Raw genomic sequence first — 22,376 nt, 5'->3', positions numbered from 1 at the left:
GCTGGAGGGCCGGGGTTTGTTGACTATCCAGGCGCTTCCGGGATCCCACCCGGCGTTGTCAGTGGCTCCCCCTAGTCTGAGAAAGCACGGGGGCCCCGCCCCTGTCACTTCTCTCAAGAAAGGTGCGGACCGGCGTGGCCGACCGTCTCATCGTCCGTGGCGCGCGTGAGCACAACCTGAAGAACGTCTCGCTCGACCTGCCCCGGGACTCGCTCATCGTTTTCACGGGCCTGTCCGGGTCGGGTAAGTCCTCCCTGGCCTTCGACACCATCTTCGCCGAGGGCCAGCGGCGCTACGTGGAGTCGCTGTCCTCCTACGCCCGGCAGTTCCTCGGCCAGATGGACAAGCCGGACGTCGACTTCATCGAGGGTCTGTCCCCGGCGGTCTCCATCGACCAGAAGTCGACCTCGCGCAACCCGCGCTCGACGGTCGGCACCATCACCGAGGTCTACGACTACCTGCGCCTGCTGTTCGCCCGGATCGGCAAGCCGCACTGTCCCGAGTGCGGCCGCCCGATCTCGCGCCAGTCCCCGCAGGCCATCGTCGACAAGGTCCTGGAGCTGCCGGAGGGGAGCCGGTTCCAGGTGCTCTCGCCGCTGGTGCGCGAGCGCAAGGGCGAGTTCGCCGACCTGTTCGCCGACCTGCAGACCAAGGGCTATTCCCGCGCGCGGGTGGACGGTGAGACCGTTCAGCTGTCCAGCCCGCCCACGCTGAAGAAGCAGGAGAAGCACACCATCGAGGTGGTCGTCGACCGCCTCACCGTCAAGGACTCCGCCAAGCGCCGCCTGACCGACTCCGTGGAGACCGCCCTCGGGCTGTCCGGCGGCATGGTCGTGCTCGACTTCGTCGACCTCCCCGAGGACGACCCCGAGCGCGAGCGCATGTACTCGGAGCACCTGTACTGCCCTTACGACGACCTGTCCTTCGAGGAGCTGGAACCGCGGTCCTTCTCCTTCAACTCGCCCTTCGGCGCCTGCCCCGAGTGCACCGGCATCGGCACGCGCATGGAGGTCGACCCGGAGCTGATCGTCCCGGACGAGGAGAAGACCCTCGACGAGGGCGCCATCCACCCGTGGTCGCACGGCCACACCAAGGACTACTTCGACCGGCAGATCCACGCCCTCGCCGCCGCGCTCGGCTTCCGCACGGACATCCCCTTCGCCGGGCTGCCCCAGCGCGCCAAGAAGGCCCTGCTGTACGGCCACAAGACCCAGATCGAGATCCGCTACCGCAACCGGTACGGCCGCGAGCGCGTGTACATGGCCTCCTTCGAGGGCGCCGTCAACTTCGTCAAGCGCCGGCACGGCGAGGCCGAGTCCGACGCCAGCCGTGAGCGCTTCGAGGGCTACATGCGCGAGGTGCCCTGCCCCGGTTGCCAGGGCACGCGCCTGAAGCCGGTCGTCCTCGCGGTCACCATCATGGGCAAGTCCATCGCCGAGGTCTCCGCGATGTCCATCAGCGACTGCGCGGACTTCCTGGGGGAGCTGAAGCTCAGCGCCCGTGACAAGAAGATCGCCGAACGGGTGCTCAAGGAGGTGAACGAGCGGCTGCGCTTCCTGGTCGACGTCGGCCTGGACTACCTCTCGCTGAACCGCGCGGCCGGCACGCTCTCCGGCGGCGAGGCGCAGCGCATCCGCCTGGCCACCCAGATCGGCTCCGGCCTCGTCGGCGTCCTGTACGTCCTGGACGAGCCGTCCATCGGCCTGCACCAGCGCGACAACCACCGGCTGATCGAGACCCTGGTCCGGCTGCGCGACATGGGCAACACGCTCATCGTCGTCGAGCACGACGAGGACACCATCAAGGTCGCCGACTGGGTCGTCGACATCGGCCCCGGCGCCGGCGAGCACGGCGGCAAGGTGGTGCACAGCGGCTCCCTGAAGGAACTGCTCGCCAACGCCGAGTCGCAGACCGGCCAGTACCTGTCCGGCAAGAAGTCCATCCCGCTGCCCGACGTCCGGCGCCCGCGCGACCCGTCCCGGCAGCTCACGGTGCACGGCGCCCGCGAGAACAACCTCAGGGACATCGACGTGTCCTTCCCGCTCGGGGTGTTCACGGCGGTCACCGGCGTGTCCGGCTCGGGCAAGTCGACCCTGGTCAACGACATCCTCTACACCCACCTGGCCCGTGAGCTGAACGGCGCGCGCAACGTGCCGGGGCGGCACACGCGGGTGGACGGCGACGACCTCGTCGACAAGGTGGTGCACGTCGACCAGTCGCCCATCGGCCGCACCCCGCGGTCCAACCCGGCGACGTACACCGGAGTCTTCGACCACATCCGCAAGCTGTTCGCCGAGACCACCGAGGCGAAGGTCCGCGGCTACCTGCCCGGCCGCTTCTCCTTCAACGTCAAGGGCGGACGCTGCGAGAACTGCGCGGGCGACGGCACCATCAAGATCGAGATGAACTTCCTCCCGGACGTCTACGTCCCGTGCGAGGTCTGCCACGGCGCCCGGTACAACCGGGAGACCCTGGAGGTCCACTACAAGGGCAAGTCCATCGCCGACGTGCTGAACATGCCGATCGAGGAGGCGACCGACTTCTTCGAGGCCGTCCCCTCGATCTCCCGCCACCTGCGGACGCTCAAGGACGTCGGGCTGGGCTACGTCCGGCTCGGCCAGTCCGCGACCACGCTCTCCGGCGGCGAGGCGCAGCGTGTGAAGCTTGCCAGCGAGCTGCAGCGCCGCTCCACCGGGCGCACCGTCTACGTCCTGGACGAGCCGACCACCGGTCTGCACTTCGAGGACATCAGCAAGCTGCTGAAGGTGCTGTCCGGCCTGGTCGACAAGGGCAACACGGTCATCGTCATCGAGCACAACCTGGATGTCATCAAGGTGGCCGACTGGATCGTCGACATGGGCCCGGAGGGCGGCGCCGGCGGTGGTCTGGTCGTCGCCGAGGGCACGCCCGAGCAGGTCGCGGCCGTGCCGGCCAGCCACACCGGCAAGTTCCTGCGCGAGATCCTCGGCGCCGACCGGATCAGCGACGCCGAGCCGGTGAAGGCGCCGCGCAGGGCCGCCGCCAAGAAGGCGGTCGCGGCCACCTCCACGGCGCGGAGGACGGCCACGGCCCGGGCGGCGGACGGCACCGCGGCCAAGAAGAAGGCCGCACCCGCCAGGAAGACGACGCGGGCGCGGAAGGCCTGAGCCGACAAGCCGTGTGCGGCCGCCCGTGGGCAAGCGCCCCGGGCGGCCGCACGGCTGCCCGGGCAGCCGCGGAAGCCGCCCCCGGTCACCACCTCCCCAGGCGCCCCCGCCCGCTACGGCTCACCCACCTCCGACGCGTACGGCGGCTCCGCGCCCGCGCGTGAACAGGTGATCGCCGCGGCACGGGCCGCGAACCGCAGCAGCCCTGTCCAGCCCTCCGCGCCGAGCCCGGCCAGCCCCTGAGCGGAGAGGGCGTCGCGGGCGGACAGGCCGTGTAGCAGGGCGGCGTTGACGGTGTCACCCGCGCCGATGGTGTCCACGACGTCGACCTTCTCACCCGGCACGGAGTACTCCCGGCCGTCCCGGGTGTGGGCGGTGAGCCCCTCGCCGCCATGGGTGATCACGACGGCCGAGGGCCCGGCGGCGAGCCACTCGCGGGGTGTGCCCCCGAGCCACCTGGCGTCCTCCTCGGAGAGCTTCAGCAGGGACACCGAGGGCAGCCAGCCGCGGAAGCGCGCGCGGTAGGCGTCCGCGTCGGAGATCAGTCCCGCGCGGATGTTCGGGTCGAGCGCGGTGAACACCCCCCGGGCGGCCGCGGTCCGCATCAGCTCCTCGTAGGCGCTCGCACCCGGTTCCAGCACGAGCGAGCACGTGCCGAAGGACACCGCGCGGGTCCCCCCGGGAAGCCCGCCGGGCACGGTGAACAGCCGGTCCGCGGTGCCCTCGACGTAGAAGGTGTACGCGGCCGAGCCGTCGGCGCCCACCGTGGCGACGGCCAGCGTGGTCGGCTCCGGACCGCGCTGCACGGCGGAGACGTCCACGCCGGCCCGCCGCAGCCCGTCGAGCAGCGCCTCGCCGAAGGCGTCGTGGGACGTGCGCGAGCAGAAGGCGGTGGGGGAGCCGAGCCGGCCCAGCGCGACGGCCGTGTTGTAGGGGCCGCCGCCGAGCGCCGGCTTGAGGTCAGCCAGGGCACCCGTGCCCTGCGGTACCAGGTCGATCAGGGCCTCACCGGCGACGACGATCACGAGTCGGTTCCTTTCTCGGGCCGTTCGGGGCAGCCGCAGGACGTGCGGTGGACGAAGGTGCAGGACAGGCGCACGGTCCGGGTGGGCCGGCCCGGGTGTGCCAGGCGGTCCAGCAGCAGCCGGACGGCCTGCGCGCCGAGCTCCTCGGCGGGCTGGGCGATCGCGGTCAGCCGGGGTGAGAACAGGTCGGCCCAGACGAAGTCGTCGAAGCAGCCCAGCGCGATGTCGCCGGGCACGGACAGGCCCCGTGCCCGCAGGGCGCGCAGGGTGCCGATGGTCATCGCGTTGTTGGCGGTGACCAGCGCGGTGGGCGGCGCGGCGAGCGACAGCAGGGCCCCGGTGGCGCGTTCGGCGCCCTCCGCCGTGGAGTCGCCGTGCGCCACGAGCCGTTCGTCGTGGGGGAGTCCGGCGGCGGCCAGGCCGTGGCGGTAGCCCGTGACCCGCTCGCCGGTCGTGCTGAGCCCCGGCAGGCCCGCGACCAGGCCGATCCGGCGGTGGCCCAGGGCGGCGAGATGGGTGACGAGGCGGGCCGTCGGCCCGGTGCCGTCGGCGCACACCTGGTCGAAGCCGGGTGCCGGGCGTACGCCGTCGCCCGGTTCGGCGGCGGGCGCGCCGCCGCGAACGCCGTCGCGGCCGTCCGCCGCGCTCTCCGCCCCCGTGGGGGCCCCGGCCTCCGGCCCTGTGGGGACTTCGGCCTCCGGCCCCGTGCGGACCTCGGTCTCCGGCCCCGTGCGGACCAACCGGTCGAGGAACACCGTCGGCACCGCGTGCCGCGTCAGGTACTCGAGCAGCGCGTGCGGCTCGGCGGACGGGGCGACGATCACGCCGTCCACACGGCGCTCGTGCAGCAGCCGGACCGCTCTGCGCTCGTGCCCGGGATCGTCGTGCGGATCGGCGACGAGCAGGCTGTAGCCGTGCCGCAGCGCGCAGCGCTCGACCCCTTGGAGGATCTCGGTGAAGTACGGGTTGCTGAGGGCGGACACCGCGAGGCCGATGGACCGGGTGCGCGAGGTGACCAGCGAGCGGGCGGGACCGTTCGGGGTGTAGCCGAGTTCCTCGACGGCGTCGAGCACCGCCTGGCGGGTGTGCGGGAGCACGGGCCGGGTGCCGTTCAGCACGTGCGAGACGGTCGCCACGGAGACCCCGGCGCTCCGTGCCACGTCGGCCATGGTGGGCATCGCGTTCCCTTCCGGGCCGTGTGCCTGCGCGCCGTGATCCGGCGGCGTGCGGCCCCGCGGCCCGGAAGGTATCCCATGCGGCACGCCCGCGTAAACGCTTGCGCAAGCGTTTGCGCCCCCCGCCCAGGCCATCCACGCGCCCCCCGTCCTGCCCGTCCACGCGCCCCCGCCGGCCCGTCCACGCGCCCCCACCCCGCCGGTCCGGAGCTTCCTCCGGGGCGATATCGTCGGCCCGCAAGCCCTTTTGACCAGTGGAGATGTTCATGCAAGGCCGTCCCGCCGCGAGCCGTCGCACCGTCCTGCGGGGAGCGGCCCTCACCCCCGTCGCCGGACTGGGTCTGGCCGCCTGCGGCCCGATGGGCGGCACGACGGCGCCCGCGACGCCCACCGCGCCGGTCGAGCTGGGTGCCGAGAGCGAGATCCCGCCGGGCGGCGTCAAGCTGTACCGGGACCACAACGTCGTCGTCAGCCGGGACAGCGGCGGCGCCCTGAAGGCGTTCAGCACGATCTGCACCCACGCGGGGTGCCCGATCAACAAGCTGCGCGGCACGACCCTGGTCTGCCCGTGCCACGGCAGCGAGTTCGACGCCACGACCGGAGAAGTGGTGCGCTCCCCGGCCACCACGCCGCTCGCCGCGCTTCCCGTGCGGGTGTCAGGCGGCAAGGTCGTGGCGGGCCCCGGCGCCTGACCGCGGGCCGCCGCCGGCCCGGGTCACTCCCAGTCCCAGCCGATTCCCACGAACCCCGACCGCACGCGCGGCTCCACCAGGTGCACCGAGCGGTGCCGCTCGCTCACCGGCAGCTCCACCCGGCCGCCGCGCGGGGCGGCGGCGGAGTGCTGGGTGAAGCGGTGGCAGTGCGACGGAAGGGTGCCGGCGTCGAACCGCACCTGCAGGGCGTACTGGCCGCCCGCCGAGCCGAACCCGCGCACGTACTCCCGTGACACGCCGGCCGTGCCGTCCTCGACGGCGTACCGGAACCAGAACGTGTCACCGGCGCGCAGCCGGGTGTCGAAGAGCAGCTCGGCCACCAGCACCCCGGACTCGTGGTGCCGGCGCACGCGTCCGGTGCGGCAGTTCTCCAGGGCGTGCACGGTCATCCGCTCCGGCACGCAGCCCGGATCGCCGTGGTGGACCGCCATGAACCGGTCGACACCGTGCCGGTGGGCGCGGACGATGTGCTGCGACTCGCGCCCGGCGAGTTCACAGCGGGCACCGATGCGCACCCGCTCGTGGTGCCCGAGGATGTGCAGCCCGCCGTCGAGCGGGCAGTCCAGCTCGGCCAGCAGCCGCCGCGAGACGTCCGAGGCCTCGATGAGCGAGCGGTAGGAGCGGGCGGCGGGCCGCTGCTCCGCGGCGGGCTCCTCGGCCTTCGCCAGCAGCCGGATCAGCGACTCGTCCGGCAGCTGGAGAATCTCCTCCAGGGCCCGTACCGCGCGCAGCGACTCGGGGCGCTGCGGGCGCCGGGCGCCCTGCTGCCAGTAGCTCAGGCTCGTGACCCCGACCCTGACCCCGTAGCGCGACAGATGGTGCTGCACGCGCTGCAACGGCAGTCCGCGGGCGGCGATCGCGGCGCGCAGTGCCACGTGGAAGGGGCCGCCGCGCAGGGCGGTGTCCAGTTCCGGGGTGGCGGCGTCCACCTGCTGCGTAGCGTGCGGCATGCACGGGCCTTTCTGTGAGGGTGCGGGCGGCTGGTCAGACCGTTCACACGGGTCCTCGGGACCGCCCCGGCGCGGGCGGAGGGCGTCATCACATCCGTACGCCGTCGGCCACGGCCCCGAGTTCCCCCGCATTGAAGCGTGTTGACCAAGTCCCGACAACACCTGGGACCCGGCATCCGCGGTTGTGGCCGAGTCCGCACCCCGGCGAGGACGGTCGCACGGGCGGTCGTACGGGCGCCGGGACAGGGGCCGGCACGTCGCGAAAGGACATGGTGACACCTGGTAGTCGAACGAGCGTGCGGCGGGTGTGACGGGCGGCCGGTGTTGTCCACAGGCCCGCCGCCATGTCGGCCCCCGCCAGTAGGGTGTGAGACATGGCCGACCCCTCCAGCTACCGCCCCAAGCCGGGCGACATCCCGGACTGCCCCGGGGTCTACAGGTTCCGTGACGAGCACCGCCGGGTGATCTACGTCGGAAAGGCGAAGAGCCTGCGCCAGCGCCTGGCGAACTACTTCCAGGACCTGGCCGGCCTCCACCCGCGCACGCGCACCATGGTGACCACCGCGGCGTCCGTGGAGTGGACCGTGGTGTCCACGGAGGTGGAGGCGCTCCAGCTGGAGTACTCCTGGATCAAGGAGTTCGACCCCCGCTTCAACGTCAAGTACCGCGACGACAAGAGCTACCCCTACCTCGCGGTGACGATGAACGAGGAGTTCCCGCGCGTGCAGGTGATGCGCGGCCACAAGAAGAAGGGCGTGCGCTACTTCGGCCCGTACGCGCACGCGTGGGCCATCCGCGACACCGTCGACCTGCTGCTGCGCGTCTTCCCCGTGCGCACCTGCTCGGCCGGCGTCTTCAAGAACGCCGCCCGCACCGGCCGCCCCTGCCTGCTCGGCTACATCGGCAAGTGCTCCGCGCCCTGCGTCGGCCGGGTCTCCGCCGAGGAGCACCGGGAACTGGCCGAGGACTTCGCCGACTTCATGGCCGGCCGCACGGGCACCTATCTGCGGCGCCTGGAGAAGGAGATGACGGCCGCGGCCGAGGAGATGGAGTACGAGCGGGCCGCCCGCCTGCGCGACGACATCGAGGCCCTGAAGAAGGCCATGGAGAAGAACGCGGTGGTGCTCGCCGACGCCACCGACGCCGACCTGATCGCGGTCGCCGAGGACGAGCTGGAGGCCGCCGTCCAGATCTTCCACGTGCGCGGCGGGCGGGTGCGCGGCCAGCGCGGCTGGGTGACCGACAAGGTCGAGGACGTCACCACCGGCGCCCTGGTCGAGCACGCCCTCCAGCAGCTGTACGGCGAGGAGAGCGGGGACGCCGTGCCCAAGGAGGTCCTCGTCCCGGCCCTGCCCGACCCGGTCGAACCGGTGCAGCAGTGGCTCACCGGACGCCGCGGCTCGGCCGTCTCCCTGCGCATACCGCAGCGCGGCGACAAGAAGGCCCTCATGGAGACCGTGGCGCGCAACGCCCAGCAGGCGCTCGTCCTGCACAAGACCAGGCGGGCCTCCGACCTGACCACCCGCTCCCGCGCCCTGGAGGAGATCGCCGAGGCCCTCGACCTGGACAGCGCACCCCTGCGGATCGAGTGCTACGACATCTCCCACCTCCAGGGCGACGACGTGGTGGCCTCCATGGTCGTCTTCGAGGACGGCCTGCAGCGCAAGAGCGAGTACCGCCGCTTCCAGATCAAGGGCTTCGAGGGCCAGGACGACGTCCGCTCCATGCACGAGGTCATCACCCGCCGCTTCCGCCGCTACCTCGCCGAGAAGGAGAGGACCGGCGAGTGGGCCGAGGAGGACGCGCCGGCGGCGGACGGCTCGCCCGGCGACTCCCCGGACGGCTCGCCCGGCGGCTCCCTGAACCGGCTCATGGAGGACGACGGCCGCCCCAAGCGGTTCGCCTACCCGCCGCAGCTCGTCGTCGTCGACGGCGGACAGCCCCAGGTCGCCGCCGCCCGCCGGGCCCTGGACGAACTCGGCATCGACGACATCGCCGTGTGCGGCCTGGCCAAGCGCCTGGAGGAGGTCTGGGTGCCCGGCGAGGACGACCCGGTGGTCCTGCCCCGCACCAGCGAGGGCCTGTACCTGCTCCAGCGCGTGCGGGACGAGGCCCACCGCTTCGCGATCACCTATCAGCGCACCAGACGGGCCAAGCGCCTGCGGTCCGGCCCGCTGGACGACGTGCCCGGTCTCGGCGATTCCCGCAAACAGGCGCTGATCAAGCATTTCGGCTCGGTGAAGAGGCTGCGGTCCGCCACAATCGACCAGATCTGCGAGGTACCGGGTATAGGCCGCAAGACGGCCGAGACGATCGCCGCCGCCCTCGCCCAGGCGGCTCCGGCCGCCCCGGCCGTGAACACGGCGACGGGAGAGATCATGGAAGACGTGCAGGAACCGGCACCCGGGACGACGGCGGGTGACGCGGGGGAGCCCGTGCCCACGGGCTCCCCGGACGAACGACGGGGGCAGGAGACATGACCGAGCACGAGACACGGCCCGCGGCGGACCGGAACCGGGCGACCGGGGACGCGCGCGAGGACGGGCACGGGCGCACGGCCCGCGAAGAGGACCAGCGGCAGCACCCGGTCCAGGAGGAGGACCGGCGCGGCCCCGCGGTCCGGGAAGACGGAGCACAGGTGAGTACGGGCAGCGACACGGCCGCCGGCCACGACGCGGCGATCCCCGAGCTGGTGATCATCTCCGGCATGTCCGGGGCCGGCCGGTCCACGGCCGCCAAGTGTCTGGAGGACCTCGGCTGGTTCGTGGTGGACAACCTGCCGCCCGCGCTGATCCCCACCATGGTGGAGCTCGGCGCCCGCTCGCAGGGCAACGTGGCGCGCATCGCGGTCGTCGTCGACGTCCGCGGCCGGCGCTTCTTCGACAACCTGCGCGAGTCGCTGGCCGATCTGGAGGCCAAGCACGTCACGCGGCGCATCGTCTTCCTGGAGTCCTCCGACGAGGCCCTGGTGCGGCGCTTCGAGTCCGTGCGCCGCCCGCACCCCCTCCAGGGCGACGGCCGGATCGTCGACGGCATCGCCGCCGAGCGCGAGCTGCTGCGCGAGCTGCGCGGCGACGCCGACCTGGTGATCGACACCTCCAGCCTCAACGTGCACGAACTGCGCGCCAAGATGGACGCCCAGTTCGCCGGCGAGGAGGAGCCCGAGCTGCGGGCCACCGTGATGTCCTTCGGCTTCAAGTACGGCCTGCCGGTCGACGCCGACCTGGTCGCGGACATGCGGTTCCTGCCCAACCCGCACTGGGTCCCCGAGCTGCGCCCGTACACCGGCCTCAACGAGGAGGTCGCCGCCTACGTCTTCAACCAGCCCGGCGCCAAGGAGTTCCTCGACCGCTACGCCGAGCTGCTGCGGCTGATCGCCGCCGGCTACCGCCGCGAGGGCAAGCGCTACGTGACCATCGCCATCGGCTGCACAGGCGGCAAGCACCGCTCGGTGGCCATGTCGGAGAAGCTCGCCGCGCGGCTCGCGGCCGAGGGTGTGGAGACGGTCGTCGTCCACCGGGACATGGGGCGCGAGTGACCGGACGTACTCCGCGGCTGAGCAGGCTGCGCCGGGGGGTGCCGGAGGGCCGGGCGGCCCGCCAGGCCGCCGAGGGGCGTCCGGGCCGCCCCGCCGAGGCACGCGGCGCCCGGCCGCGCCGCCGGGGCGCCCAGCCCAAGGTGGTCGCCCTCGGCGGCGGCATGGGCCTGTCCGCCTCGCTCGCCGCGCTGCGCCGGATCACCGGCGACCTCACCGCCGTCGTCACCGTGGCCGACGACGGCGGCTCCAGCGGGCGCCTGCGCGACGAGCTGGGCGTGCTGCCGCCCGGCGACCTGCGCAAGGCGCTGGCCGCGCTGTGCGGTGACGACGACTGGGGCCAGACCTGGGCCCGTGTCATCCAGCACCGCTTCACCTCCCAGGGCGCCCTGCACGACCACGCGGTCGGCAACCTGCTGATCGTCGCCCTGTGGGAGCAGCTCGGCGACCACGTCCAGGCCCTCGACCTGGTCGGCAAGCTGCTCGGCGCGCACGGGCGGGTGCTGCCCATGTCCGCGGTGCCGCTGGAGTTGCAGGCCCTGGTCAAGGGGCACGACCCCGGCCGGCCCGGCGACGTGGACACCGTCCGCGGCCAGGCCACCGTCGCGCTCACCCCGGGCGAGGTGCAGTCCGTGCACCTGGTGCCGCACGACCCGCCCGCCGTCCCCGAGGCCGTCGCCGCGGTGCTCGACGCGGACTGGGTGGTGCTCGGCCCAGGCTCGTGGTTCTCGTCGGTCATCCCCCACCTGCTGGTCCCCGAACTGCTGGACGCCCTCCTCGCCACCAAGGCCCGCCGGGTACTGTCGTTGAACCTCGCACCGCAGCCCGGAGAAACCGAGGGCTTCTCCCCGCAGCGTCATTTGGAGGTTTTGGGACGACACGCCCCTAAACTCGCCCTGGACGTGGTGCTGGCCGACGAGGCCGCCGTGCCCGACCGCGAAGTCCTCACCGAGGCCGCCAAGCGGTTCGGCGCCGCGGTCGAGCTGGCGCCGGTGGCCCGGAGGGACGGAACCCCCCGGCACGACCCGGAGCTGCTGGCTGCCGCGTACGACCGTATTTTTCGGATGCATGGAAGGATCGGCCCATGGCGATGACGGCAGCGGTGAAGGACGAGATCTCCCGGCTCCCCGTCACCCGGACCTGCTGCAGGAAGGCGGAGGTCTCCGCCATCCTGCGGTTCGCCGGCGGCCTCCACCTGGTCAGCGGGCGCATCGTGATCGAGGCGGAGCTGGACACCGCCATGGCCGCCCGGCGCCTCAAGCGGGACATCCTGGAGATCTTCGGCCACAGCTCCGAGCTGATCGTGATGGCGCCCGGCGGACTGCGCCGCGGCTCCCGCTACGTCGTGCGCGTCGTCGCGGGCGGTGACCAGCTGGCCCGCCAGACCGGACTCGTCGACGGGCGGGGCCGCCCGATCCGCGGCCTGCCCCCGCAGGTGGTCTCGGGGGCCACCTGCGACGCCGAGGCCGCCTGGCGCGGAGCCTTCCTGGCCCACGGTTCGCTCACCGAGCCCGGCCGCTCCTCCTCACTGGAGGTGACCTGCCCCGGCCCCGAGGCGGCCCTCGCCCTGGTCGGCGCGGCCCGCCGGCTGTCCATCGCGGCCAAGGCCCGCGAGGTACGCGGCGTGGACCGCGTCGTCGTGCGCGACGGCGACGCCATCGGCGCCCTGCTCACCCGCCTCGGCGCGCACGAGTCCGTGCTGGCCTGGGAGGAGCGGCGGATGCGCCGCGAGGTGCGCGCCACGGCCAACCGGCTCGCCAACTTCGACGACGCCAACCTGCGCCGCTCGGCCCGCGCGGCCGTGGCCGCGGGCGCCCGGGTCCAGCGCGCCCTGGAGATCCTCGGCGACGACGTGCCCGAGCACCTCGCCGCCGCGGGGCGTCTGCGGATGGAGCACAAGCAGGCCTCCCTGGAGGAGCTGGGCGCGCTCGCCGACCCGCCGCTGACCAAGGACGCCGTCGCCGGCCGCATCCGCCGGCTGCTGGCGATGGCCGACAAGCGCGCCTCCGACCTGGGCATCCCGGGCACGGAGGCCAACCTCACCGAGGAACTGGCGGACAACCTCGTGGGCTGACGCCCGCCACACCGTGCCGGCCGGTCCGGCCGGCACGGCCGAGGCCGGGGCGTCGGCCGGTCCCGCCGGACCTCCGATCCACGGCCCGCTGCGGGCGGCTCCACCAGGCTCACCCGCCTGACCGGCCCCACTGGCCTGACCGCCTGACCGCCTGACCGCCTGACCGGCCCCACTGGCCTGACCGCCTGACCGCCTGACCGGCCCGGCCGCGTGCCTCCCGCGGCCTCCCGAGCAAGCGGCCCGGGGACGGACGGCCGCCCCAGCCACCCGCCACCGCCTCAACACCCGTCCACCCCCCGCCGCCCCCACCCTCAAGACCCCTTCCACCCGCCATCCCTCACGGCCCTCTTCACCCATACGCCCCCTCCACCCCCCACGCCCCCTCCCCACCCGACCGCACGGCCGCACCTCCCGGCACCGCTCGGTCGCCCCACCCCCCATCGGCCAACACGCCCCGGAACCGGCCTGGTTGAGGGTCGCGTTCGCGGCGTTTCCCTGTCTTTGAGGCACCCTTGACTCGATCAAGAAGTGACATGAACCTGGCAGCTGTTCGCCGCTGTGGCGGACGACCGCCAGGGGGTTTCATGAGACACAGAGCGAGATCGATCCTCGCTGTCGGCGCGCTCCTGCTCGGCGGAGCGGGCCTGGCGCCCGTCGCCCAGGCACAGAACGGAAGTTCACCCCGGCCGGACCCGGACGAGGTGAAGGTCTTCCGCGCCGATGTCACCGAGCGGCAGGTACCCCTGCTGCTGAAGGCCGGTCAGGACGCTCACGAACTGGGCGACCGCAGCCACAAGGGCCGTACCACCGTAGAGCTGTACCTCACCGCCCGGCAGGCCGACACGCTCCGCGGGCAGGGCGTGCACCTGACCGAGCACAGCCTGTCCGCCCGGGCGGCACGGCGCGTGGACACCGCCGCCCAGGGCGTCTTCCGCCCCTACGGCGGCAAGGGCGGGCTGAAGGAGGAGATCCTGCGCACCGCCCGCACCCACCCCGGCCTGACCAAGGTCGTCTCCATCGGCAGGACCGTGCGCGGACAGGACATCCTCGCCCTCAAGCTCAGCCGGAACGCGAACAGGACGAAGGACGGGTCCAAACCGGCCGTGCTGTACATGTCCAACCAGCACGCGCGCGAGTGGATCACGCCGGAGATGACCCGCCGGCTGATGCACTACTACCTGGACCACTACGCGAAGGACCGGCGGATCAGGAGGATCGTCGACAGCACCGAGCTGTGGTTCGTCCTCTCCGCCAACCCCGACGGCTACGACTACACCTTCAAGGACGCCGGCACCCGGCTGTGGCGCAAGAACCTGCGGGACGTCAACGGCGACGGCGTCATCTCCACCGGCGACGGCGTCGACCTCAACCGCAACTTCGCCTACAAGTGGGGCTACGACGACGAGGGTTCGTCCCCCAACCCGACCAGCGAGACCTATCGTGGCGCGGCCCCCGGCTCCGAGCCCGAGACGCGGGCGCTCGACCGGTTCGAGAAGCGCGTGCGCTTCCGCTACGCCATCAACTACCACTCCGCCGCCGAGCTGCTGCTCTACGGCGTCGGCTGGCAGGTGGCCACCCCGACGCCGGACGACGTGCTCTACAAGGCGCTCGCCGGCACCCCCGAGAAGCCCGCGATCCCCGGCTACCACTCCCAGCTCTCCTCCGAGCTGTACACCACCAACGGCGAGGCGGACGGCCACGCGGGCAACGTCAACGGCATGGCGATGTTCACCCCGGAGATGTCGACCTGCCAGACCGCCTCCGACGCGGACCCGGACGACGCCTGGAACGCCGCCGACTGCCGGTCGGTCTTCACCTTCCCCGACGACGAGAAGCTCATCGAGCGGGAGTTCGAGAAGAACGTGCCGTTCGCACTCGCCGTCGCCGAGACGGCGCCCCACCCGGACCGGCCGAGCTCACCGGTGGGCCTGCGCGCCGCGGACTTCACCCCGGCCGCCTTCACCACGTCCTACGCGCGCGGCGCCGACCAGGAGGTCTCCGTCGTCGTCCGCAAGGCCGTGCGCGACAAGGAGCTGGAGTACCGCGTCGACGGAGGCCGTACGCACCGGGTGCCGCTCAAGCCCTGGAAGGGCGGCAGGATCTACGGCGGCACCGACCACCTGTACTTCGACGAGTACCGGGCGAAGGTCCGCGGCGCCGGTCCGGGCGACCGGGTGGAGGTCCGGTTCACCGGCCGGGCCGGCGGCCGGAAGATCTCCGGCTCCCGCTTCACGTACACCGTGGCCCGGCGGGCCGCGGCGGACACCCTGGTGGTCGCGGAGGAGGGCGCGCCCGCCGCGCGGGCGCACACGTACGTGGACGCGCTCAGGGCGAACGGACGCCGCGCCGTCGTCTGGGACGTCGCCACCCAGGGTCCGCCGGACGCCCTCGCCGTGCTCAAGCACTTCCGCACGGTCGTCCACTACTCCGGCGCCAAGGGCCCGGGCAATCCCACCCAGGTCCAGCTGCGCGCGTACCTCAACGAGGGCGGCCGGCTGATCGAGGCGGGCCAGCGGGCCGGCGGCAGCGTCGACCTCGGGGACGGCGCCCTGTCGGACGACTTCAGCCAGTACTACCTGGGCGCCTACTCGCGCACGTCGACCGCCGGCGCCACCGGCTTCACCGGCTCCGGGCGGCTCGCCGGGTTCACCGGACCGCTCGCGGGCGTGCCCGGCGACCCGCTGGACGCGGCCGGCACCTACGGGGTGACCTCGGACGAGCTGCCCGCGGGCAGGTATCCGCAGTTCGCGAGCGCCGGCGCGGGCCGGTTCGCCGGGACCGTCGACCCGTACGGCCCCTACTCGGGCGCGTACATGGCGGCCGCGGTGCACACCGACGACTCCTACAAGCGCCTCACCCGCACCGTCGACCTCACCGGCGTCGGCGCGGCCGACCGGCCGGCGCTGACCACCCGGCTGCTGTGGGACACCGAGCCCCGCTACGACCACGCGCTGCTGGAGATCCACACCGTCGGGGCCGACGACTGGACCACGCTCCCCGAGACGGGCGGACGCACGAGCGCTGCCGTGCCCGCCGAGTGCGGGGCCGGGTTCCTGATCGGCGAGCACCCCTGGCTCCGGCACTACCTGACCCTGGGCTCCGGCGGCTGCACCGCCACCGGTACCAGCGGCGCGTGGCACAGCCTCACCGGCTCCTCCAGCGGCTGGCAGCAGGTGGCCTTCGACCTGAGCGCCTACGCCGGCCGGCAGGTCGAGGTCTCCCTCAGCTACGTCACCGACCCGGGCACCGGCGGCCACGGCGTGCTCGCCGACGACACCGCGCTCGTCGTCGCGGGAACCGCGCGGGACACCGAGGGATTCGAGACCTCGCTCGGCCCCTGGAAGGTGTCCGGGCCCCCGGCCGGCAGCCCCGCCGTGCTGAAGGACTGGACACGCTCGGGAACCTTGTTCAAGACGTACGGGGCGGTCACCACCGGCCGGTCCGTGCTGCTCGGTTTCGGCCTCGAACACCTCCCCTCGGCGGCCGACCGCACGGCCCTGATGAGGCGCTCGATCGCGGCCCTCGACAAGTGAGCCGGGCCCCGCACGAAAGAGTGATGAATGCGGTCAACATGAATGGACAGCAGTACTGAAAAGGACTGAATCGGACCCCGTGTCCGGGCGGTCCGTACGCCTACTCACGGGTACGGACCGCCATGCCTTCTGGGGGGCCTCGGAATGTCACTCAGGAGGCTCCGGAGAGGTAGGGTCGGGGTTGGTCGGGGACATCCCATACAGCTCGCCGGCGTCGAAACCGGCGTACCAACGAGGAGATCGGTTCGTGACGATCCGCGTAGGCATCAACGGCTTTGGCCGCATCGGTCGTAACTACTTCCGCGCGCTGCTGGAGCAGGGTGCAGACATCGAGATCGTGGCTGTCAACGACCTGGGTGACACCGCGACCACCGCTCACCTGCTGAAGTACGACACCATCCTCGGCCGCCTCAAGCAGGAGGTCTCCCACACCGAGGACACCATCACCGTCGACGGCAAGACCATCAAGGTCCTCTCCGAGCGCAACCCCGCCGACATCCCCTGGGGCGACCTGGGCGTGGACATCGTCATCGAGTCCACCGGCATCTTCACCAAGAAGGAAGACGCCGAGAAGCACATCGCCGGCGGGGCGAAGAAGGTCATCATCTCCGCTCCGGCGAAGAACGAGGACGTCACCATCGTGATGGGCGTCAACCAGGACAAGTACGACCCGGCGAACCACCACGTCATCTCCAACGCCTCCTGCACCACCAACTGTGTGGCCCCGATGGCGAAGGTCCTGGACGAGAACTTCGGCATCGTCAAGGGTCTGATGACCACGGTGCACGCCTACACCAACGACCAGCGCATCCTCGACTTCCCGCACAAGGACCTGCGCCGCGCCCGCGCCGCCGCCGAGAACATCATCCCGACCACCACCGGCGCCGCCAAGGCCACCGCCCTGGTGCTGCCGCAGCTCAAGGGCAAGCTGGACGGCATGGCCATGCGCGTCCCGGTGCCCACCGGCTCGGTCACCGACCTGGTCGTCGAGCTCTCCCGCGAGGTCACCAAGGAAGAGGTCAACGCCGCCTTCCAGAAGGCCGCCGAGGGTGAGCTGGCGGGCGTCCTCGAGTACACCGAGGACCCGATCGTGTCCTCCGACATCGTCAACGCGCCGGCGTCCTGCACCTTCGACTCCTCCCTGACCATGGTCCAGGAGGGCAAGAACGTGAAGGTCATCGGCTGGTACGACAACGAGTGGGGCTACTCCAACCGCCTCGTCGACCTCACGGTCTTCGTGGGCAACCAGCTCTGATCGAACAGAGCGGGCGGGCAACCTCCGTGAGCTCAGGGCTCGGGCGGCGCGTGGACGCGCCGCCCGAGCCCTGACGCACGTGCGGCGGGCCCGGCCCGCTCAGCGACGATCAGCCCTCGTACGATCAAGAGCCCCCTCTCCAGGAGTTCCATCCATGAAGACGATCGACGAACTTCTCGCCGAAGGCGTGGACGGCTTGCGGGTCTTCGTCCGCGCCGACCTCAACGTGCCGCTCGCCGACGGCCTCATCACGGACGACGGCCGCATCCGCGCCGTCCTGCCGACCGTCAAGGCCCTCGCCGAGGCCGGCGCCAAGGTGGTCGTCGCCTCCCACCTCGGCCGCCCCAAGGGCGCCCCGGACCCGGCCTTCTCGCTGCTGCCCGCCGCCGAGCGGCTCGGTGAACTGCTCGGCGCGCCCGTGGCGTTCGCGCAGGACACGGTCGGTCCGGCCGCCCACGGCGCGGTGGACGGCCTCCAGCCCGGCCAGGTCGCCGTCATCGAGAACCTGCGCTTCAACCCCGGCGAGACGTCCAAGGACGACACCGAGCGCGGCGAGTTCGCCGACGCCCTCGCCGCCCTCGCGGACGTCTACGTCGGCGACGGCTTCGGCGCGGTGCACCGCAAGCACGCCTCCGTCTACGACCTCCCGGCCCGGCTGCCGCACTACGCCGGATACCTCATCGCCACCGAGGTCGGCGTGCTGCGCAAGCTCACCGAGGACGTCAAGCGGCCGTACGTCGTCGCGCTCGGCGGCGCCAAGGTCTCCGACAAGCTCGCCGTCATCGACCAGTTGCTCGGCAAGGCGGACCGGCTGCTCATCGGCGGCGGCATGGCCTACACCTTCCTCAAGGCGCAGGGCCACGAGATCGGCAGGTCCCTGCTCCAGGAGGACCAGATCCCGGCCGTCAAGGAGTACCTGGAGCGCGCCGAGAAGAGCGGCGTCGAGCTGGTCCTGCCGGTCGACGCCCTGGTCGCACCGGACTTCCCCGACCTGAAGACCAAGGCTCCCGCCCACCCGGCCGCCGTCGCCGCGGACGCCATCCCCGCCGACCAGCAGGGACTGGACATCGGGCCGGAGACCCGCAAGCTGTACGCCTCGAAGCTCGCCGACGCCGCCACCGTCTTCTGGAACGGCCCGATGGGCGTCTTCGAGCACCCCGACTTCGCAGAGGGCACCAAGGCCGTCGCCCAGGCCCTCGTCGACTCGGACGGCTTCACCGTGGTCGGCGGCGGCGACTCCGCCGCCGCCGTCCGTACGCTGGGCTTCGACGAGTCGGCATTCGGCCACATCTCGACCGGTGGCGGCGCCTCCCTCGAATACCTCGAGGGCAAGACGCTCCCCGGCCTCGCCGCACTGGAGGACTGAACCTTAATGAGCACGCGCACGCCGCTGATGGCGGGCAACTGGAAGATGAACCTCAACCACCTCGAGGCCATCGCACACGTCCAGAAACTCGCCTTCGCCCTGGCCGACAAGGACTACGAGGCCGTCGAGGTCGCCGTCCTGCCGCCCTTCACCGACCTGCGCTCCGTGCAGACCCTGGTCGACGGCGACAAGCTCAAGATCAAGTACGGTGCCCAGGACATCTCGCAGCACGACTCCGGCGCCTACACGGGCGAGATCTCGGGCGCGATGCTGGCCAAGCTCAAGTGCACCTATGTGGTGATCGGCCACTCCGAGCGCCGCCAGTACCACCACGAGACCGACGAGCTGGTGAACGCCAAGGTCAAGGCCGCCTACAAGCACGGTCTGACCCCGATCCTGTGCGTCGGCGAGGAACTGGAGGTCCGCGAGGCGGGCAGTCACGTCGCGCACACCCTGGCCCAGGTCGAGGGCGGTCTGAAGGACCTCCCGGCCGAGCAGGCCGAGACGATCGTCATCGCCTACGAGCCGGTCTGGGCCATCGGCACCGGCAAGGTCTGCGGCGCCGAGGACGCGCAGGAGGTCTGCGCCGCGATCCGCGGCAAGATCGCCGAGCTGTACTCGCAGGACGTCGCCGACAAGGTCCGCATCCAGTACGGCGGCTCCGTCAAGTCGGGCAATGTCGCCGAGATCATGGCGCAGGCCGACATCGACGGCGCGCTGGTCGGCGGCGCCTCGCTGGACGCGGACGAGTTCGTCAAGATCGTACGCTTCCGCGATCAGTGAGGCGAGCTGCGAGTAGGCGGTGACGGCGATTCGTCGTACCCTTGCGGGGCACGGTGGCCTGCCACCGTGCCCCGTCGTCCATCCGAATCCGAGGAAGTTGGTCCAGCCGTGGTTTTGGGGTTCTCGATCGCCCTGATCGTCTTCAGCCTGCTGCTGATGCTGCTGGTGCTGATGCACAAGGGGAAGGGCGGCGGCCTCTCCGACATGTTCGGTGGCGGCATGCAGTCCTCCGTCGGCGGCTCCTCGGTCGCCGAGCGCAACCTCGACCGGATCACCGTGGTGATCGGTCTGCTGTGGCTCGCCTGCATCATCGTGCTCGGCATCCTGATGAAGTCCAGCAGCTGACGGTTTCCGTACGCTCCACCGACGTCTTTCGAACCCCTTTCCGGACGGCGGAGACCGCACATAACGTACGTAAAGCCCCATGGTCGGTGCGCTCCTTCGGGCGCGGCCTATCATGGGGCTTGCGTCTGTGTGTGGGGGCCGGTAACTCCAATCACTGGACGCGCGTTGGGCCTTACGTAGACTGAGGCGCTCGCAGTGAAGCGAAACGCCGACTCGCTTCGCGGCACCATCACGCAGGGAGTTACGACCGTGGCAAGTGGCAACGCGATCCGAGGAAGCCGGGTCGGGGCGGGGCCGATGGGCGAGGCCGAGCGCGGCGAGTCCGCGCCGCGTCTGCGCATCTCCTTCTGGTGCTCCAACGGGCACGAGACGCAGCCCAGCTTCGCCAGTGACGCGCAGGTTCCCGACACCTGGGACTGCCCGCGCTGCGGCTTCCCCGCCGGGCAGGACCGGGACAACCCGCCGGACCCGCCGCGCACCGAGCCCTACAAGACACACCTCGCCTATGTGCGGGAGCGGCGCAGCGACGCGGACGGCGAGGCGATCCTCGCCGAGGCGCTGGCCAAGCTGCGCGGCGAGATCTAGCACCCGGCTCCGCCGGCGTCCACGAGGGCGCGGCGGCGGACCTGCCTCCGCGAGGGCGCGGCGGCGGGCCCGCTCCACGTCCGGGCCCGTGTCCGGTGGACGGCCGCCGCGGACCGATTGTCAGTGGTGCCCCCTACGGTTTGCACATCGGCGAATCGTGAGGGGGGATCATGGCCGCGGTCGAGGTGGCGGGGGCCGTTCGGCGACCCGCGTGGCGCGGAGGGTTCGGACGGCTGTGGACGGCCGCCGTGGTCTCCAGGTTCGGGGACGCCCTGCGTACGGCCGCGCTGCCCCTGCTCGCCGTGCGGCTCACCGACGAGCCGCTGGCGGTCGCCTCCGTCACCGCCTGCGGCTATGCGCCGTGGCTGCTGTTCGGCCTGCTCGGCGGCGCGGTGGCCGACCGGGTGGACCAGCGGCGGGCGATGTGGGCGGTCGACACCGTGCGAGCCCTGCTCGTCGCCGGCTTCACGCTCGCCGTGGGGCTCGGACACGCCTCGGTCGTCCTGCTGCTCTGCCTCGCCTTCGCCCTCACCACCCTGCAGACCCTGTTCGACAACGCCTCCACGGCCCTGCTGCCCTCGCTGGTGGACCGCGAGTCGCTGGGCAGCGCCAACGCCCGGCTGATGACCGGTCAGCAACTCGCGGGCGGCCTCCTGGCGGGGCCGTTCGTGCCGCTGCTGCTGACCGCCGGGGCGTTCATGCCGTTCGCGGCGGACGCGGTCACCTATCTCCTCGCCGCCGCCCTCGTGGCCTCCCTGCGCACACGGCCGCCCGAGCGGGCGCCACGCCCGGCGGGCAGCACCCTGAGAGCCGAGATCGGCGAAGGACTGCGCGCCCTGTGGGGCGACCGCGCGCTGCGGACCGTCTGCGGGGCCACCCTGCTGTGCAACATCGGCATGGGCGCCCTGATCGCCACCCTCGTCCTGCACGTGACCGGCTGGCTGCACGGCGGCGACGCCGCGTTCGCCGCCGCGATGACGGCCTACTCGGCGGGCAGCCTGGCCGGCGGCCTCGCCGCCCAGCGCATCGCACGCCGTACCGGGCGGATCCACGCGCTGCTGGTGGCCGGCGCCGTCCAGACGGCGTCCCTGGTGCTGGCCGGCACCGTCCGCCATCTCGGAGCCCTGCTGGCCGCCCTGGCGCTGCTCGGCGCCATGGGCATGGTGTGGAACGTCAACCAGACCACCCTCATGCAGCAGCGCGCCCCCGCGTCCCTGCTGGGCCGGATCGCCGCCGCCTTCCGCACGGCCTCGACGGCCGGCGCCCCGCTGGGCGCCCTGCTCGGCGGGGCCGCGGCCCGGGCCTTCGGGCTGAACGCGCCCGCGCTCGCGACGGCCGCGCTGTTCGGCCTCGCCGTCGTCCTTTTGATATCCGGACGCCGGCAGGACGTATCTGTTGGTGCGCCGGACGGCGGCGCGACGGCAGGTCGCCCCCGCTCCTGATCAACTAGGTTGGGACCGGCGGGGCAGGCACCACACAGCAGTACGGCTAGGAAAGAAGGCTGAAGCCCGACATGAACGCAGACGCCCGTAGCAGGCTCAACCAGAGGCCCGAGTGGACCGCTCTCGCCGAGCACCGCGAGCGACTGGCCGACACACATCTGCGGGAGCTGTTCGCCGCCGATCCCGGGCGCGGTGACGGATACGCCCTGCGCGTCGGCGATCTGTACGTCGACTACTCCAAGCACCTGGTGACGGACGAGACGCTGCGGCTGCTGCGGGAACTGGCCGTGGCCACCGACGTGTTCGGGCTGCGGGACGCGATGTTCCGCGGGGAGCGGATCAACGTCACGGAGGACCGGGCGGTGCTGCACACCGCGCTGCGGGCGCCGCGGGAGGCGGTGATCGAGGTCGACGGCGAGAACGTCGTGCCCAAGGTGCACGAAGTCCTC

General features: G+C 72.2%; 16 protein-coding genes and 1 pseudogene. 14 read left to right on the top strand and 3 right to left on the bottom strand.

Features of this window, described 5'->3' with window-relative positions:
- Positions 1 to 134 precede the first annotated feature (134 nt).
- Positions 135 to 3,146, top strand: coding sequence for an excinuclease ABC subunit UvrA (gene uvrA / locus ACI2LW_RS32315; RefSeq protein ID WP_404734821.1), 3,012 nt, complete (start codon positions 135 to 137; stop codon positions 3,144 to 3,146).
- A 113-nt stretch (positions 3,147 to 3,259) separates the two neighbouring features.
- Here the strand turns inward: uvrA and ACI2LW_RS32310 are convergent, their stop codons facing one another.
- Together ACI2LW_RS32310 and ACI2LW_RS32305 are read right to left on the bottom strand one after the other, a co-directional pair.
- Positions 3,260 to 4,171, bottom strand: coding sequence for a carbohydrate kinase (locus ACI2LW_RS32310; protein WP_404734820.1), 912 nt, complete (start codon positions 4,169 to 4,171; stop codon positions 3,260 to 3,262).
- Entirely contained in the window at positions 4,168 to 5,349 is a 1,182-nt protein-coding gene (locus ACI2LW_RS32305; RefSeq protein WP_404734819.1) for a LacI family DNA-binding transcriptional regulator, read from the bottom strand. The genes ACI2LW_RS32310 and ACI2LW_RS32305 overlap by 4 nt, the downstream gene beginning before the upstream one ends.
- 263 nt (positions 5,350 to 5,612) lie before the next feature.
- Here ACI2LW_RS32305 and ACI2LW_RS32300 point away from each other — a divergent pair, with 263 nt between their 5' ends.
- Complete coding sequence (locus ACI2LW_RS32300; protein ID WP_404734818.1) at positions 5,613 to 6,038, top strand: Rieske (2Fe-2S) protein; 426 nt, start codon at positions 5,613 to 5,615, stop codon at positions 6,036 to 6,038.
- Between the two features lie 23 nt (positions 6,039 to 6,061).
- Here ACI2LW_RS32300 and ACI2LW_RS32295 read toward each other — a convergent pair whose 3' ends face one another.
- Positions 6,062 to 7,009: a hypothetical protein gene (locus ACI2LW_RS32295; protein ID WP_404734817.1), complete on the bottom strand. Its 948-nt coding sequence runs from the start codon at positions 7,007 to 7,009 to the stop codon at positions 6,062 to 6,064.
- A gap of 374 nt (positions 7,010 to 7,383) precedes the next feature.
- On the opposite strand from ACI2LW_RS32295, the gene uvrC reads away from it, so the two are divergent.
- The 12 genes and pseudogenes from uvrC to ACI2LW_RS32235 form a co-directional block, all read left to right on the top strand.
- Positions 7,384 to 9,489: an excinuclease ABC subunit UvrC gene (gene uvrC / locus ACI2LW_RS32290; protein WP_404734816.1), complete on the top strand. Its 2,106-nt coding sequence runs from the start codon at positions 7,384 to 7,386 to the stop codon at positions 9,487 to 9,489.
- Positions 9,486 to 10,547: an RNase adapter RapZ gene (rapZ, locus tag ACI2LW_RS32285; protein WP_404734815.1), complete on the top strand. Its 1,062-nt coding sequence runs from the start codon at positions 9,486 to 9,488 to the stop codon at positions 10,545 to 10,547. Before uvrC ends, rapZ begins: the two co-directional genes overlap by 4 nt.
- Positions 10,544 to 11,638, top strand: coding sequence for a uridine diphosphate-N-acetylglucosamine-binding protein YvcK (gene yvcK / locus ACI2LW_RS32280; RefSeq protein ID WP_404734814.1), 1,095 nt, complete (start codon positions 10,544 to 10,546; stop codon positions 11,636 to 11,638). The genes rapZ and yvcK overlap by 4 nt, the downstream gene beginning before the upstream one ends.
- Positions 11,629 to 12,618 (top strand): DNA-binding protein WhiA, encoded by a 990-nt coding sequence (whiA, locus tag ACI2LW_RS32275; RefSeq protein ID WP_031121203.1) that lies wholly within the window; start codon positions 11,629 to 11,631, stop codon positions 12,616 to 12,618. Before yvcK ends, whiA begins: the two co-directional genes overlap by 10 nt.
- A gap of 584 nt (positions 12,619 to 13,202) precedes the next feature.
- Positions 13,203 to 16,151 carry a M14 family zinc carboxypeptidase gene (locus tag ACI2LW_RS32270; RefSeq protein ID WP_404734813.1) on the top strand — a complete coding sequence of 983 codons (2,949 nt, stop codon included), beginning with the start codon at positions 13,203 to 13,205 and terminating at the stop codon, positions 16,149 to 16,151.
- Positions 16,152 to 16,398: 247 nt separating this feature from the next.
- A complete protein-coding gene (gap, locus tag ACI2LW_RS32265) occupies positions 16,399 to 17,406 on the top strand; it encodes a type I glyceraldehyde-3-phosphate dehydrogenase (protein WP_404734812.1) in 1,008 nt (335 codons plus the stop codon).
- Positions 17,407 to 17,560: 154 nt separating this feature from the next.
- Positions 17,561 to 18,772 (top strand): phosphoglycerate kinase, encoded by a 1,212-nt coding sequence (locus tag ACI2LW_RS32260; RefSeq protein WP_404734811.1) that lies wholly within the window; start codon positions 17,561 to 17,563, stop codon positions 18,770 to 18,772.
- 6 nt (positions 18,773 to 18,778) lie between these two features.
- Positions 18,779 to 19,555 carry a triose-phosphate isomerase gene (gene tpiA, locus ACI2LW_RS32255; protein WP_404734810.1) on the top strand — a complete coding sequence of 259 codons (777 nt, stop codon included), beginning with the start codon at positions 18,779 to 18,781 and terminating at the stop codon, positions 19,553 to 19,555.
- A gap of 108 nt (positions 19,556 to 19,663) precedes the next feature.
- Complete coding sequence (gene secG / locus ACI2LW_RS32250; RefSeq protein WP_361411400.1) at positions 19,664 to 19,900, top strand: preprotein translocase subunit SecG; 237 nt, start codon at positions 19,664 to 19,666, stop codon at positions 19,898 to 19,900.
- 249 nt (positions 19,901 to 20,149) lie between these two features.
- Complete coding sequence (locus ACI2LW_RS32245) at positions 20,150 to 20,485, top strand: RNA polymerase-binding protein RbpA (RefSeq protein ID WP_003957010.1); 336 nt, start codon at positions 20,150 to 20,152, stop codon at positions 20,483 to 20,485.
- Between the two features lie 170 nt (positions 20,486 to 20,655).
- Positions 20,656 to 21,927 carry an MFS transporter gene (locus tag ACI2LW_RS32240; protein WP_404734809.1) on the top strand — a complete coding sequence of 424 codons (1,272 nt, stop codon included), beginning with the start codon at positions 20,656 to 20,658 and terminating at the stop codon, positions 21,925 to 21,927.
- 71 nt (positions 21,928 to 21,998) lie between these two features.
- A pseudogene (locus ACI2LW_RS32235) lies at positions 21,999 to 22,376 on the top strand (glucose-6-phosphate isomerase); the annotation flags it as partial.

The sequence above is a fragment of the Streptomyces sp. NPDC004065 genome (genome assembly GCF_044903565.1).
Taxonomy (GTDB): domain Bacteria; phylum Actinomycetota; class Actinomycetes; order Streptomycetales; family Streptomycetaceae; genus Streptomyces.
Note: the sequence above shows the minus strand (reverse complement) of the source record. Positions and strands in the feature narration are given on the sequence as shown.

Bases quoted from the DNA above. Each gene is read 5' to 3' on its own strand.
- ACI2LW_RS32305 (WP_404734819.1), bottom strand. From the start codon at position 5,349: ATGCCCACCATGGCCGACGTGGCACGGAGCGCCGGGGTCTCCGTGGCG.
- ACI2LW_RS32300 (WP_404734818.1), top strand. From the start codon at position 5,613: ATGCAAGGCCGTCCCGCCGCGAGCCGTCGCACCGTCCTGCGGGGAGCG.
- ACI2LW_RS32295 (WP_404734817.1), bottom strand. From the start codon at position 7,009: ATGCCGCACGCTACGCAGCAGGTGGACGCCGCCACCCCGGAACTGGAC.
- uvrC (WP_404734816.1), top strand. From the start codon at position 7,384: ATGGCCGACCCCTCCAGCTACCGCCCCAAGCCGGGCGACATCCCGGAC.
- rapZ (WP_404734815.1), top strand. From the start codon at position 9,486: ATGACCGAGCACGAGACACGGCCCGCGGCGGACCGGAACCGGGCGACC.
- whiA (WP_031121203.1), top strand. From the start codon at position 11,629: ATGGCGATGACGGCAGCGGTGAAGGACGAGATCTCCCGGCTCCCCGTC.
- ACI2LW_RS32270 (WP_404734813.1), top strand. From the start codon at position 13,203: ATGAGACACAGAGCGAGATCGATCCTCGCTGTCGGCGCGCTCCTGCTC.
- ACI2LW_RS32260 (WP_404734811.1), top strand. From the start codon at position 17,561: ATGAAGACGATCGACGAACTTCTCGCCGAAGGCGTGGACGGCTTGCGG.
- tpiA (WP_404734810.1), top strand. From the start codon at position 18,779: ATGAGCACGCGCACGCCGCTGATGGCGGGCAACTGGAAGATGAACCTC.
- ACI2LW_RS32240 (WP_404734809.1), top strand. From the start codon at position 20,656: ATGGCCGCGGTCGAGGTGGCGGGGGCCGTTCGGCGACCCGCGTGGCGC.